Origin of the sequence: Lentzea roselyniae (genome assembly GCF_039537795.1) — a bacterium.
In the GTDB taxonomy this organism is placed as follows: Bacteria; Actinomycetota; Actinomycetes; order Mycobacteriales; family Pseudonocardiaceae; genus Lentzea; species Lentzea atacamensis.
The window spans coordinates 1-13,000 of the sequence record NZ_BAABBE010000012.1 but is presented as its reverse complement, the minus strand read 5'-3'; the positions used below and the strand labels follow the sequence as shown (position 1 = coordinate 13,000).

Below are 13,000 nucleotides of genomic sequence, written 5' to 3'. Positions count from 1 at the left end.
GGCCGGACGTACCACAACGATCCGGGCTGCGAGTGGCTCCAGAAGGGCCAGAACCGGCTGCGGCTGATCGGCAAGGACACGCACGAGGTCGTCCCGGTGCGGTGGGCGGACGTCGGCCCCGGCCAGCTCCAGCCGTGCGACCACTGCTGCGCGCCCGCGTGGCTCGAACGGCACGGCAGGGCGCAGGTGTCGGAGAAGCCGTGCCTGGTCATGAGTGACGACCGGTGGTGGGAGGGCACGCTGATCTGGGAGTCGTCGCGGCGGCCGGACGGGTTGTGGTGGGCGACGGTGACGTACCGCAAGCAGGGGCAGATGGTCACCGAGGTGCGCAGCCAGCACGACATCCGCGCCCGCTGATCACGGCAGCAGACGCCTGACCACGGCATCGGCGAGCAGGCGGCCGCGGTCCGTCAGCACGCACCGGTCGTCCAGCGGTTCGAGCAGGCCGTCGGCGATCGCCGTACGAGCCTCCGCACGGCCCGCGCCATCCAGCACATCGGCCGGCAGACCCTCGGCGAGCCGCAGCTCCAGCAGCACCCGCTCGACCCGCCGGTCCTCGTCCGACAGCACCTCGCGCCCGGCGGCGGGTGACTTGCCCTCCGCGAGCAGCGACGAGTAGCGCGCCGGGTGCTTCACGTTCCAGAAGCGGACGCCGCCGACGTGGCTGTGCGCACCCGGCCCGAAGCCCCACCAGTCGGCGCCCTTCCAGTACAGGACGTTGTGCTGACACCGCGCGGAGACCGACGTCGCCCAGTTGGAGACCTCGTACCAGGAGAAGCCGGCCGAGGACAGCACCGAGTCGACCATCTCGTACGACGACGCCAGCACGTCGTCGTCCGGCATCGGCAGGTCGCCGCGCCGGATGCGGCGGGCCAGGCCCGTGCCGTCCTCCACGATCAACGCGTAGGCGGACACGTGGTCGACGCCTGCTTCCAGCACCGCGTCCAGCGAGGCCGACAGGTCAGCGGGCTTCTCCCCCGGCGTCCCGTAGATCAGGTCGAGGTTCACGTGCTCGAACCCGGCCGCGCGCGCCTCACGTGCGGCGTCGATCGGACGACCGGGGGTGTGCTTGCGGTCCAGGATGGCGAGCACGTGGCGCGCGGCGGACTGCATACCGAGCGAGACGCGTGTGTATCCCGCATCACGTATACCGGCGAAGAACGACGCCGACGTCGACTCCGGGTTGGATTCCGTCGTCACCTCGGCACCCGGAGCTAGGCCGAACGACTGATGTACCGCATCCAACACATCAGCCAGACCGGAAGCACCCAGCAGCGAGGGCGTGCCACCGCCGACGAAGACGGTCGAGGCGGGCGGAGCGGATCCCAGCACGGACGCGGCGAGGTCCAGTTCGCGGCGCAGGCCCTCCAGCCACGACTCCGGCGACGCGGACGAGCCCAGCTCACCCGGCGTGTAGGTGTTGAAGTCGCAGTACCCGCACCGGGTGGCGCAGAACGGCACGTGCACGTAGATGCCGAACGGGCGGGAGCCGAGGCCGGCGAGTGCGGAGGCGGGGAGCGAACCGTCGGCGGGCGCGGGCTCGCCTTCGGGCAAAGCGGAGGGCATGACGCTCAGTGTCCACCACGGGCCACGAACGGCGGTGCCCAGCCAGGACACATCTCTGTCGGTGACAGAAGCATCACTGAGCGAAACCGGTTGACGATGTCAACTTCGCCAGGAGAATCCCAGCATTCGGTTGGCGGTGGACCATGCTCTGGACGCCAGGCACACTGGTCCCATGCCTTCGACTGGAGTCCGCCTCGTGGCCCGCCGCCACGTCGACTTCCGTCGTGTCTCCAGCGCGATGTGCCGTTGCACGGCATGACCTCGCGCTGATTTGTTCCCGTCGGCGCTTGGTGCGCTGACGAGACCCCCACCACAGCACCTCTGGGCTCGCACGCGCACTCGGCGCCTCGAAACCCCGGAGGATGGCGATGGTCCCGCCGCAGACGTCACCGCGCGCCAAGCAGCGTCGCGGCGAGGGGCAGTGGGCGCTCGGTTACCGAGAGCCGCTGAACCCCAACGAGCGGAGCAAGAAGGACGACAACCCGCTCAACGTCCGCGCCCGCATCGAGAACATCTACGCCCACCGGGGCTTCGACGCCATCGACCCGGCTGACCTGCGCGGACGTTTCCGGTGGTACGGCCTCTACACCCAGCGCAAGCCCGGCATCGACGGCGGCCGCACGGCCACGCTCGAGCCCGAAGAGCTGGACGACGAGTACTTCATGATGCGCGTGCGCAGCGACGGCGGTGCGCTCACCACGCAGCAGCTGACCGTCCTCGGCGAGATCTCGCAGACGTATGCGCGCGACACCGCGGACATCACGGACCGGCAGAACATCCAGTACCACTGGATCCGGATCGAGGACGTTCCCACGATCTGGCAGAAGCTGGAAGCGGTCGGGCTCACCACGATGGAGGCGTGTGGCGACAGCCCGCGCGTCATCCTCGGCTCGCCGGTCGCGGGCATCGCCGAGGACGAGATCATCAACGGGCAGCCGGCGATCGACGTCATCCTCGAGCGCTACATCGGTGACCCGCGGTTCTCCAACCTGCCGCGCAAGTTCAAGACCGCCATCTCCGGTCTGCAGGACGTCGCCCACGAGATCCACGACGTCGCGTTCGTCGGCGTGAACCACCCCGAGCACGGGCCCGGCTTCGACCTCTGGGTCGGCGGCGGCCTGTCCACGAACCCCATGCTGGGCAAGCGGCTCGGCGTCTGGGTGCCGCTCGACGAGGTGCCGGACGTGTGGGAAGCCGTCATCAGCGTCTTCCGCGACTACGGCTACCGCAGGCTGCGGCACCGCGCGCGCATCAAGTTCCTCGTCGCCGACTGGGGCCCGGAGAAGTTCCGCCAGGTCATGGAGGACGAGTACCTCAAGCGCAAGATGCTCGACGGCCCGGCGCCGGAAACCCTGAACCAGCAACGTGACCACATCGGCGTGCACCGGCAGAAGGACGGCCTGTTCTACGTCGGCGCGGCGCCGATCGCGGGCCGGGTCTCCGGCAGCACGCTGGTCGAGGTCGCGAAGATCGTCGAACGGGCCGGCAGCTCACGGGTCCGCCTCACGCCGCAGCAGAAGATCGTCGTGCTGGACGTCCCCGAGGGCGAGGTCAAGACGCTCCAGGCGGACCTCGCCAAGCTGGGCCTGCAGTCGGAGCCGTCGCCGTGGCGGCGCGGCGTGATGGCCTGCACCGGCATCGAGTTCTGCAAGCTCGCGATCGTCGAGACCAAGGCCCGCGCCAACGACCTCGTCAGCAAGCTCGAGGCCAACCTCGCGGACATCGTCGACGGCGTGACCGCGCCGATCACCGTGCACATCAACGGCTGCCCCAACTCCTGCGCCCGCATCCAGACCGCGGACATCGGTCTCAAGGGCCAGATCGTCACGGACGACGAGGGCAACCAGGTCGAGGGCTTCCAGGTGCACCTCGGCGGCGGCCTCGGTCTCGACGCTGGCTTCGGCCGGAAGTTGCGCGGCCACAAGGTGACCGCCGCCGAACTGCCCGAGTACGTCGAGCGGGTCGTGCGGAACTTCGTGGCACAGCGCGAAGAGGACGAGCGCTTCGCCCAGTGGGTCGCCCGCGCGGAAGAGGGTGCTCTCAAGTGAGCGAACGGGCGACGCCCTTCTACTGCCCCTACTGCGGCGACGAGGACCTCCGGCCGCAGGAGGAACCCAGCTACGCGTGGCTGTGCACCGGGTGCCGCCGCGTCTTCAAGGTCCAGTTCGTCGGGCTCAACCTGCCGCAGGAGGTGAAGAAGTGAGCGATCTGAAGGAAGACCTCAAGATCGTCGCCGAGGCCGCGGAACAGGAGCTCCGTGACGCCACGGCGATCGAAGCGCTGGAGTGGACCGCGCGGACGTTCGGCGACAACTACATCGTCGCGTCGAACATGCAGGACGCCGTGCTGATCGACCTCGCCGCCAAGGTGAAGCCGAACTTCGACGTGCTGTTCCTGCAGACGGGCTACCACTTCCCGGAGACCATCGGCGTGCGCGACGCGGTCGGCGTCGTCTACCCGGAGGTGCGGATCGTCAACGCCGAGGCCGAGCAGTCGGTTGCCGACCAGGAGGCCGAGTTCGGCCTCCTGTACCAGACGGATCCGGCCAAGTGCTGCAACCTGCGCAAGGTCGTGCCGCTGCGCCGTGAGCTCGCGAAGTACGACGCGTGGGTCACCGGTGTGCGCCGCGTGGACGCTCCCACCCGCGCGAACACGCCGATCGTGCAGTGGGACGAGCGCAACGGCCTGGTCAAGATCAACCCGATCGCGCCGTGGAGCGATGACGAGTTCAACGCCTACATCCGCGAGAAGGGGATCCTCGAGAACTTGCTGGTGCAGGAGGGATATCCCTCCATCGGCTGTCTGCCGTGCACGTCGAAGCCGTTGCCGGGGCAGGACGCCCGCAGCGGCCGGTGGGCCGGCCAGTCGAAGACGGAATGTGGGTTGCACGGATGACACTCGCGCTCGACACCTTGGGACGCCTCGAATCGGAGGCGATCCACATCTTCCGCGAGGTCGCGGGCGAGTTCGACCGGCCGGTGATCCTCTTCTCCGGCGGCAAGGACTCGACGCTCCTGCTGCACCTCGCGATCAAGGCGTTCTACCCGGCACCGGTGCCGTTCCCGCTGCTGCACGTCGACACCGGGCACAACTTCGACGAGGTCATCGAGTTCCGCGATCGCGTTGTGGCACAACACGGTCTGCGTCTCGAGGTCGCTAAGGTCCAGGACTGGATCGACGACGGCCGCCTGCAGGAGCGCCCGGACGGCACGCGCAACCCGTTGCAGACCGTGCCGTTGCTGGACACCATCACGCAGCACAAGTTCGACGCCGTGTTCGGCGGCGGCCGCAGGGACGAGGAGCGCGCCCGCGCCAAGGAGCGGATCTTCAGCCTGCGCACGGCGTTCGGCCAGTGGGATCCGAAGCGCCAGCGTCCGGAGCTGTGGAACCTCTACAACGGCCGGCACCGCCCCGGCGAGCACGTCCGCGTGTTCCCGCTGTCCAACTGGACCGAGCTCGACGTGTGGAACTACATCGAGCGCGAGGGCGTGGAGCTACCGGACATCTACTACGCGCACGAGCGCGAGGTGTTCCTGCGCGACGGCATGTGGCTCGCCGAGGGCCCGTGGGGCACCGCGCGTGACGGCGAGACGTTGGTGCGCAAGACGGTTCGCTACCGCACGGTCGGTGACGGCTCCTGCACCGGTGCCGTCGAGTCCGACGCCGCCGACATCCACGCGGTGATCGCCGAGGTCGCCGCGTCACGACTGACCGAGCGCGGCGCCACGCGTGCCGACGACCGGCTGTCCGAGGCCGCCATGGAAGACCGCAAGCGGGAGGGTTACTTCTAAATGAGCGACCTGTTGAGGCTGGCTACCGCAGGCAGCGTGGACGACGGCAAGTCCACGCTCGTCGGCAGGCTGCTCTACGACACCAAGTCGGTGCTCGCGGACACGCTCGACGCCGTGCACCGCGCGAGCGCCGACCGCGGTCTCGCCACCCCGGACCTGTCGCTGCTGGTCGACGGCCTGCGGTCGGAGCGGGAGCAGGGCATCACGATCGACGTGGCGTACCGGTACTTCGCGACGCCCAAGCGATCGTTCGTGCTCGCGGACACCCCGGGCCACGTGCAGTACACCCGCAACACCGTCACCGGTGCCTCCACCGCGCAGCTCGCGGTCCTGCTCGTCGACGCGCGCAAGGGCGTCATCGAACAGACCCGCCGCCACGCCGCGGTTCTCGCGCTGCTCGGTGTGCCGCGCCTCGTGCTGGCGGTCAACAAGATCGACCTCGTGGACTACGACGAGGTGACGTTCTCCCGCATCGCCAAGGAGTTCACGGTGCACGCCACGGCTCTCGGGTACACCGAGGACGCCGTGGTCGAGATCCCGGTGTCGGCGCTGGCCGGCGACAACGTCGTGGAGAAGTCCGCGAACACGCCGTGGTACTCCGGCCCGACACTGCTGGAGCACCTGGAGACCGTGCCGGTCGAGCCCGACCCGCACGACGCGCCGTTCCGCTTCCCGGTGCAGTACGTGATCCGTCCGCGCACCGCCGAGCACCTCGACTACCGCGGGTACGCCGGTCTGGTCGCGGCGGGCACGGTCAAGCCGGGCGACGAGATCGTCGTGCTGCCGTCGGGCCGCCGCACCACCGTCACGAAGATCGACACGGCGGACGGCGAGCTGACGGAAGCCGCGGCCGGCCAGTCCGTCACGCTGCTGCTGGCCGACGACATCGACATCTCGCGCGGCGACCTGATCGCCTCCGCGGGCAATGCGCCGACCGTCACGGACGACTTCGAGGCCACCCTCTGCTGGCTCGCGGAGAAGCCGCTGCGGCCGGGTGCACGGGTTCTCGTCAAGCACGGCACGCGCACCGTGCAGGCGATGGTCACCGAACTGCGCGACCGCTTCGACGAGCAGGCACTGTCCAGTGTGGACTCGCCCGGCTCGCTGGAGCTCAACGAGATCGGCCGGGTGTCACTGCGCCTGGCCGAGCCTGTTCCGCTGGACGACTACAGCTTCAGCCGGCGCACCGGGTCCTTCCTGGTGATCGACCCCTCGGACGGCAGCACGCTCGCCGCCGGGCTGGTCGGGGCGCCGCTGCCGGAGCTGGACGCGGAGAGCTGTACCGAGGATGGCGACACCGCCGCCCAGGACAACCGCGCCCTCGTCTCCCCCGGTCCTTGAAAGGCCTTCTCGTGAATCTCAAGCCCGCGATCGCCATCGCGCTCATCGCACTGACAGCACTGTCGGGTTGCACCCGTCGAGGCACTGACGACGGACCCGTCCAGGCGAAGGGCGCCGCGAGCGAGGTGCGCCTCGGGTACTTCCCGAACGTGACCCACGCCGCCGCGCTGATCGGTGTCGAGAAGGGCTTGTTCGCCAAGGAGCTCGGCACCACCAAGCTCACGACACAGACGTTCAACGCCGGCCCGGAAGAGGTGAACGCGTTGCTGGGCGAGTCGCTCGACATCGCCTACATCGGTTCCGGACCGGCGATCAACGCCTACGCGAAGTCCAAGGGCGAGGCCGTCAAGCTCATCGCCGGTGCCACGTCCGGTGGCGCGCAGCTCGTGGTGAAGCCCGAGATCAACTCGATCGAGGACCTCAAGGGCAAGACCGTCGCCACGCCGCAGCTCGCGAACACCCAGGACGTCGCGCTGAAGAAGTACCTGGCGGAGAAGAACCTCACCGGCCAGGTGACGGTGCAGAACGTGGAGAACGCCCAGTCGCTCGACCTGTTCAAGAAGGGCGACATCCAGGCCACCTGGGCACCGCAGCCGTGGTCGGCGCGCCTGGTCGCCGAAGCGGGCGCGAAGGTGCTGCTGGACGAGAAGTCCCTGTGGGAGGGCGGGAAGTTCCCGACCACGGTGATCATCGTGCGGACGAAGTTCCTGCAGGAGCACCCGGAGACCGTCGAGGCCGTGCTCAAGGGCCACGTCGCCGCGACGGACTGGGCGGTGGCCAACTCCGCCGAGGCCAAGACCACGGTCAACGCCGCTCTGGAAAAGCTCACGTCGAAGAAGCTCGGTCAGAAGGTCCTCGACGCCGCGTGGGACAACATCGAGCTGACGACCGACGCGCAGGCCAAGCACTTCCCGCAGCTCGCGGAGGACGCGGTGACCGCGGGCGTGGCCAAGGAGGCCGCGAACGTCGCCGGGTACGCCGACTTCACGGTGCTGAACAAGGTTCTTCAGGCACAGGGCAAGCCGCAGGTGCAAGCAGCCGGACTCGACCAGAAGTAGCTCTGAGGGGACACGGATATGACCGCCACGCTCGAGACCACTGTTTTGTCTACTGTGGACACTGCCGTTGAACTGGCCGGCGTTCGCAAGGTGTTCGGCCACGGCAACTCGGCCGTGGTGGCGCTCGACGGGGTCGACCTGAAGGTCAAGCCCGGCGAGTTCGTGTGTCTCCTCGGCGCCTCGGGCTGCGGCAAGAGCACGCTGCTGAACATCGTCGCCGGCCTCGACGGCGCGACGTCGGGCTCGTTGCAGCTCAACACCTCGCGCCCGGCCGTGATGTTCCAGGAGCCCGCGCTCATGCCGTGGCTCACCGCCGCCCGCAACGTCGAACTGGCGCTGCGCTTCGCCGGCGTCGGCCGCCTGGCCCGCAAGCGTCGCGCGCTGGAGCTGCTGAAGCTGGTGCGGCTCGGCGACGTCGCCGACAAGCGCCCGCACGAGCTCTCCGGCGGCATGCGTCAGCGCGTGGCCCTGGCTCGCGCGCTGGCGTCCACCACCGTCTCCGCGGACGGCGCACCCGCCCTGCTGCTGATGGACGAGCCGTTCGCGGCGCTGGACGCCATCACGCGCGACGTGCTGCAGAGCGAACTGTTGCGCGTGTGGGAGACCACGAACACCGCGATCATCTTCGTGACGCACGACGTCCGCGAAGCAGTGCGCCTGGGCCAGCGCGTCGTGCTGCTGTCCTCGCGCCCCGGCCGCGTGGTGCGCGAGTGGGACGTCACGGACTCCTCGGACGCAGTGCTCAACGAGATCAACACCCACCTCCGAGAGGTCATCAGTGGCCACGCCTCCTGACACCCTCGACAAGGTCGGCGCCGGCCTCGACGCGCTGGACGTGCCCGTAGAGGCGCACAAGGCGCCGATGTGGCGCCGGTTCCTCAAGACGGGCGTGCCACCGATCATCGCCTTCGCCCTGCTCCTGGGCGTGTGGCAGGGGTTGTGGGCATCGGCTCTGCTGCCGGAGTTCCAGCTGCCCGCCCCGCTCACCGTGTGGAACGAGCTCGTCCGCAGCATCGGCACGGGCGAGGCGTTCAGCATCCTGTGGACCTCGTTGCACCGCGCGGTGTTCGGGTTCATCGCGGCAGTGCTGATCGCGACACCACTGGGGTTGCTGATCGCCAAGGTCCGCGTGGTGCGCGCGGCGATCGGCTCGCTGCTGACGGGCCTGCAGTCACTTCCTTCCGTGGCCTGGGTTCCGGCCGCGATCCTGTGGTTCGGCGTGACGCCTTCCACCATCTACTTCGTGGTGCTGATGGGTTCGGTGCCGTCGATCGCCAACGGCCTGGTGGCCGGCATCGACCAGATTCCGCCACTGCTGCCCCGAGTTGGGCGCGCGTTGGGGGCCGGTCGGCTGGCTTCGGCTCGGCACATCCTGTTGCCGGCGGCTCTGCCCGGGTATCTGGCCGGGTTGAAGCAGGGCTGGGCGTTCTCGTGGCGGTCGCTGATGGCCGCGGAGATCATCGCGACGTCGCCCCAGCTGGGGACCGGCCTCGGGCAGTACCTGCACAACGGGTCGTCGTTGAACGACATCAACATGGTGATCGCGGCGATCTTCTTGATCCTGTTGGTGGGCATCGGGATCGAGCTGATGCTGTTCCGGCCGCTGGAGCGTGCCGTACTGCGGGCTCGCGGATTGACGGGGGCGCTGTGACGTCGCTTGTCGCTGTCGCACACGGCAGTCGTGATCCGCGCTCTGCCGCGTCGATCCACGCGTTGCTGGACGTCGTGCGGTCGTTGCGCCCTGAGCTGGACGTCCGGGGTGCCTTCCTGGACCTCTGCGCGCCTCGGTTGAGCGATGTGTTGCGCGGCCCGGCTGTTGTGGTGCCGTTGTTGCTGGGTAAGGCTTTCCACGCTCGGGTCGACGTGCCGGCTGCTGTTGCCGAGGCTCGGGTTCCCGCTGTGGTTTCCGACGTGCTGGGGCCGGATCCGCGGCTGGAGTCGGCTGCGTTGAGGCGGCTGTCCGAGGCCGGGGTGTCGTTCGGGGACCGGTCGCTGGGAGTCGTACTGGCCGGCGCCGGGTCGTCGCACGAGCCGGCGAACGAGGCCGTGGCTCGCGTGGCCCGGCGGTGGGCTCGGGAGTCCGGGTGGGCCGGGGTTGAGGCGGCGTTCGCTTCGATCGCCTCGCCTGCCGTGCCTGAGGCGGTTGAGCGGTTGAAGGCGCGAGGGGCTACGCGGATCGCTGTCGCGTCCTGGTTCCTGGCTCCGGGGTTGTTGCCGGACAAGGTGGCGTCGCTGGCGGGAGATGCTGTGGTGGCGCGGCCGCTGGGGGACGACGTCGAGGTGGCTCAGCTGGTGTTGGACCGGTACGACGAGGCCTTGGCGCGCCAGACCGTCGCCGCCTAGGCCATAGGCATCTACGAGCACGTCCATCCGCCCGACGAGCGCGCGCCCGGGTCAGCGACGCTCCACTTCCGGGCGCCGCCACAAGATCGAATGCGCACGGCCGTTCGGTCGATGTGAAGTGTGAACCGTTGACGTGAAACCTACTCATGAGTAGGCAGGTGATTACGCCGCGTGCTGGAAATGCCCCTCGACCACTCATCGGGGAGAGGCCATGAAACTAGCCGGAATCGGGTCCCTGCTACTGGTACCGATGCTCATGTTCGCCACCAACGCGTCAGCCGCAGCACCACAGACGATCACCTACAAACTGCGGGCGAGCGCCGCCGGGCAGTCGTCGGACTTCACGCTCGACCAAGGTGTCGACGCGTCGGCTCCGGCGAGTGTCGCGCCCAACGGCACGGTCAAGGTCACCATCGACCCCGCGCCCAACAAGATTCCCGCCGAGGCCGGTGGGCGGCAGGTGCGTGAGATCAAGGGTCTCGCGCTGAAGCTGCCGGTGCCGGCCAACTCGAAGTTCCAGTCCGCGTCGCTGTCGGGCGGTGCCGGCTTGGGTGGCACGCCGTCGGTTGCCTTGCAGGGCAACGACGTCGTGCTGAGCGTGCCCGGCCCGATCAAGGGTGGCGCCGACTTCGAGCTGCCGACGGTCACGATCAACCTGCAGGCCGGCGGCACCGGCACCATCACCACCAAGCTGGGCGGCACCAGCTACGACACGCCCGGCCTCACCTTCACCGCCGTCGTCACGGTCATCGGGTTCCCGGTCAACGCCGCCGCGAAGGGCTATCCGGACCCCAGCCCCGTGCTGACGACGACCACGATCGGCTGACACACCTGGTGCCCCCACCCCTGCCGGGCATCAGGAAATAGCCGCGATCAGTTTGTTCATCGTGGCGAGCGTCGTGCGCAGGTCCTCCAACGGGACCTGCGCACCGACGCGGTTCGCGAACTCGTGCTGCGCCTCCCGCAACCGGGCGATAGCGGCAAAACCCTCAGCCGTGGGCCGGACGAGCTTCGCGCGTTGATGGGCGGGGTTCGGCAGGTACTCCGCCAAACCCTTGTCCACCAACAGGTCTGCGATCCGCTGCACCGACTGCCGGGCGAGGCCCATCTCCCGCGCGATGCCCGAGACCGACAACGGCTCGCGCAGCACCGCGCCCAGCACCTGCCACCAGGCCGCGGTCAGGCCGACAGGCTTCGTCATGACCTCGGCCGCGTCGAGAAACGCTCCGTACAAACGGAAAGTCCGCATCACGACGTCGGTCAGCACGTCGCCCGCCTCAGTCCTGGACACTCGCCATCAGCCTTTCGAACGCCGCCATGCTGTCCTCGCGGTACAACTCGTACCAGGCGTCGACGGTCTGCGGCCGGTAGGCCTCCAGTTCGAGCAGGATCTCGCGTGTCCACTCCATCGAGCTCGCGCCACCGGCCGTGATCACGCCCTGGTCCCGCACGACCCGAGCGTCCTGGTACAGCGCCGAACCGCCGTACGTGCCGAGCTCGCCGGGGAAGTTCGACGTGTGCTTGACGTCGTCCAGCAGGCCTTCACGCGCGAGCCCGATCGTCGCGCCGCAGATCGCCGCCACCGGCTTGCCGGCCTCGCGGAACCGCCGCGCCAGCCGGCCCAGCGCCGCGTTCTCCCCCGCCTCCCACGAGTCGCTGCCGATCAGCATCAGCATCGCCGCGCCGTCGACGTCCACGTCTTCGATCACCACGTCCGGCAGCATCCGCACGCCGCCGATCGTCCGCACCGGCTCCAGCGACGCGGCCACGGTCTTGATCTCGTAACGGCCCGGCTGCTGCTGGAAGGTCTGAATGTTGATCTGAGCCGCGGCGTGGCCGTACTCCCAGTCCGAAAGACCGTCGACCAGAGCCAGGTACACCGTCTGCGTTGTCATGACAGTAGACTGTCATACATGACAGCATGCTGTCAATGAGCCTCACGGCTAAGGTCAGCGACATGGCAGACGAGCTGGTCCACTACGAGGTGCAGCGTGGCATCGCGACGATCACGCTGGACTCCCCCCACAACCGCAACGCGCTGTCCGCGCAGCTGCGCAGGGAGCTCAAGGAGCACCTGACCGCGGCGAAGCGGGACGACCAGGTGCGTGTGGTCGTGCTGACACACACGGGCTCCGTGTTCTGCTCCGGAATGGACCTCAAGGAGGCCGCCGGCGCGAGCGCGGGAGATCAGGGCGTCAACGAGTTCCCCGCGATCCTCGAGCAGCTCTGGACCAGCCCGAAACCGGTCGTCGCCGCACTCAGGGGACCGGCCCGCGCGGGCGGTGTCGGCATCGTGGCGGCCTGCGACATCGCCATCGCCGCGAACGAGGCCACGTTCGCGTTCAGCGAGGTCAGGATCGGCGTCGTGCCCGCGGTCATCTCGGTGACCGTGCTGCCGCGCCTGCTCCCCCGCCAGGCCCACGAGCTGTTCCTCACCGGTGAGACGTTCGACGCCCGCCGCGCGAAGGAGATCGGCCTGCTCAACTCCGCGGTGCCGGTCGACGGCGTCGACGCCGAGGTCCGCCGCTACACCGACATGCTCGCGCTCGGCGCGCCCAACGCCCTCGCCGCCACCAAGGAGATGCTGCAGCAGGAGCGGTCGACGAACCTCGGCGAGGTCTTCGCGGACATGCTCGAGCTGTCCGCGCGGCACTTCGGCGGACCGGAGGGCCAGGAGGGCATCGCGGCGTTCAAGGAGAAGCGCAGGCCCTCCTGGGTTCCCGCCGACTAGTACTACAGCCGCATGGCGTGATCTTGGTCGATGGCGTGGTGACGTGAGACGGCCACCGTGATCAACTTCGAGGTGTGTTGGGACTCGAAGCGAAACGGTGGCCGCGTTGCCGATCTTAGACCTGGACGCGTGGCGGGCCGGGTTCGACGACCTGTTCGCCCGGTTCGCAG

Annotated in this window: 16 protein-coding genes; 13 read left to right on the top strand and 3 right to left on the bottom strand. The window is 68.8% G+C overall.

What is annotated here, in order from left to right:
* The first annotated feature begins 96 nt into the window (after positions 1-96).
* Positions 97-357, top strand: coding sequence for a hypothetical protein (locus tag ABFX45_RS21935; protein WP_346131819.1), 261 nt, complete (start codon positions 97-99; stop codon positions 355-357).
* Here the strand turns inward: ABFX45_RS21935 and hemW are convergent, their stop codons facing one another.
* Complete coding sequence (gene hemW / locus ABFX45_RS21930; RefSeq protein WP_112229322.1) at positions 358-1,566, bottom strand: radical SAM family heme chaperone HemW; 1,209 nt, start codon at positions 1,564-1,566, stop codon at positions 358-360.
* A 172-nt stretch (positions 1,567-1,738) separates the two neighbouring features.
* Between hemW and ABFX45_RS46550 the strand changes: the two genes are divergently transcribed.
* The 11 genes from ABFX45_RS46550 (at position 1,739) to ABFX45_RS21880 (ending at position 10,925) form a co-directional block, all read left to right on the top strand.
* Entirely contained in the window at positions 1,739-1,825 is an 87-nt protein-coding gene (locus tag ABFX45_RS46550) for a putative leader peptide (RefSeq protein WP_376770691.1), read from the top strand.
* Positions 1,826-1,934: 109 nt separating this feature from the next.
* The gene (locus tag ABFX45_RS21925; RefSeq protein WP_325051085.1) at positions 1,935-3,614 is read left to right on the top strand and encodes a nitrite/sulfite reductase; all 1,680 of its coding nucleotides are present in this window, start codon (positions 1,935-1,937) and stop codon (positions 3,612-3,614) included.
* Positions 3,611-3,769 (top strand): Insertion element protein, encoded by a 159-nt coding sequence (locus ABFX45_RS21920; RefSeq protein WP_112229091.1) that lies wholly within the window; start codon positions 3,611-3,613, stop codon positions 3,767-3,769. Before ABFX45_RS21925 ends, ABFX45_RS21920 begins: the two co-directional genes overlap by 4 nt.
* Positions 3,766-4,461, top strand: a complete 696-nt coding sequence (locus ABFX45_RS21915; protein ID WP_109641092.1) for a phosphoadenylyl-sulfate reductase — start codon at positions 3,766-3,768, stop codon at positions 4,459-4,461. Before ABFX45_RS21920 ends, ABFX45_RS21915 begins: the two co-directional genes overlap by 4 nt.
* Positions 4,458-5,357, top strand: a complete 900-nt coding sequence (gene cysD, locus ABFX45_RS21910) for a sulfate adenylyltransferase subunit CysD (protein WP_211337685.1) — start codon at positions 4,458-4,460, stop codon at positions 5,355-5,357. Before ABFX45_RS21915 ends, cysD begins: the two co-directional genes overlap by 4 nt.
* On the top strand, positions 5,358-6,698 hold the full coding sequence (locus ABFX45_RS21905; protein WP_346131818.1) for a sulfate adenylyltransferase subunit 1: 1,341 nt from the start codon (positions 5,358-5,360) through the stop codon (positions 6,696-6,698).
* 11 nt (positions 6,699-6,709) lie between these two features.
* The gene (locus ABFX45_RS21900; RefSeq protein WP_109641089.1) at positions 6,710-7,756 is read left to right on the top strand and encodes an ABC transporter substrate-binding protein; all 1,047 of its coding nucleotides are present in this window, start codon (positions 6,710-6,712) and stop codon (positions 7,754-7,756) included.
* An 18-nt stretch (positions 7,757-7,774) separates the two neighbouring features.
* Entirely contained in the window at positions 7,775-8,551 is a 777-nt protein-coding gene (locus tag ABFX45_RS21895) for an ABC transporter ATP-binding protein (RefSeq protein ID WP_112229090.1), read from the top strand.
* Positions 8,535-9,407 (top strand): ABC transporter permease, encoded by an 873-nt coding sequence (locus ABFX45_RS21890; RefSeq protein ID WP_109641087.1) that lies wholly within the window; start codon positions 8,535-8,537, stop codon positions 9,405-9,407. Before ABFX45_RS21895 ends, ABFX45_RS21890 begins: the two co-directional genes overlap by 17 nt.
* Positions 9,404-10,099, top strand: coding sequence for a sirohydrochlorin chelatase (locus ABFX45_RS21885; RefSeq protein WP_112229089.1), 696 nt, complete (start codon positions 9,404-9,406; stop codon positions 10,097-10,099). Before ABFX45_RS21890 ends, ABFX45_RS21885 begins: the two co-directional genes overlap by 4 nt.
* Positions 10,100-10,310: 211 nt before the next feature.
* Positions 10,311-10,925 (top strand): cyclase, encoded by a 615-nt coding sequence (locus ABFX45_RS21880; protein WP_109642935.1) that lies wholly within the window; start codon positions 10,311-10,313, stop codon positions 10,923-10,925.
* A gap of 30 nt (positions 10,926-10,955) precedes the next feature.
* On the opposite strand, the gene ABFX45_RS21875 is transcribed toward ABFX45_RS21880, so the two are convergent.
* Positions 10,956-11,390, bottom strand: a complete 435-nt coding sequence (locus tag ABFX45_RS21875) for a MarR family winged helix-turn-helix transcriptional regulator (RefSeq protein WP_233440303.1) — start codon at positions 11,388-11,390, stop codon at positions 10,956-10,958.
* Complete coding sequence (locus tag ABFX45_RS21870) at positions 11,377-11,994, bottom strand: DJ-1/PfpI family protein (RefSeq protein WP_346131817.1); 618 nt, start codon at positions 11,992-11,994, stop codon at positions 11,377-11,379. The genes ABFX45_RS21875 and ABFX45_RS21870 overlap by 14 nt, the downstream gene beginning before the upstream one ends.
* 62 nt (positions 11,995-12,056) lie before the next feature.
* Here ABFX45_RS21870 and ABFX45_RS21865 point away from each other — a divergent pair, with 62 nt between their 5' ends.
* Complete coding sequence (locus ABFX45_RS21865) at positions 12,057-12,830, top strand: enoyl-CoA hydratase-related protein (protein WP_346131919.1); 774 nt, start codon at positions 12,057-12,059, stop codon at positions 12,828-12,830.
* Positions 12,831-13,000 lie beyond the last annotated feature (170 nt).

Coding starts and splice junctions, on each gene's coding strand:
- ABFX45_RS21925 (WP_325051085.1), top strand. CDS start 1,935: ATGGTCCCGCCGCAGACGTCACCGCGCGCCAAGCAGCGTCGCGGCGAG.
- ABFX45_RS21905 (WP_346131818.1), top strand. CDS start 5,358: ATGAGCGACCTGTTGAGGCTGGCTACCGCAGGCAGCGTGGACGACGGC.
- hemW (WP_112229322.1), bottom strand. CDS start 1,566: ATGCCCTCCGCTTTGCCCGAAGGCGAGCCCGCGCCCGCCGACGGTTCG.
- ABFX45_RS21895 (WP_112229090.1), top strand. CDS start 7,775: ATGACCGCCACGCTCGAGACCACTGTTTTGTCTACTGTGGACACTGCC.
- cysD (WP_211337685.1), top strand. CDS start 4,458: ATGACACTCGCGCTCGACACCTTGGGACGCCTCGAATCGGAGGCGATC.
- ABFX45_RS46550 (WP_376770691.1), top strand. CDS start 1,739: ATGCCTTCGACTGGAGTCCGCCTCGTGGCCCGCCGCCACGTCGACTTC.
- ABFX45_RS21880 (WP_109642935.1), top strand. CDS start 10,311: ATGAAACTAGCCGGAATCGGGTCCCTGCTACTGGTACCGATGCTCATG.
- ABFX45_RS21865 (WP_346131919.1), top strand. CDS start 12,057: ATGGCAGACGAGCTGGTCCACTACGAGGTGCAGCGTGGCATCGCGACG.
- ABFX45_RS21870 (WP_346131817.1), bottom strand. CDS start 11,994: ATGACAACGCAGACGGTGTACCTGGCTCTGGTCGACGGTCTTTCGGAC.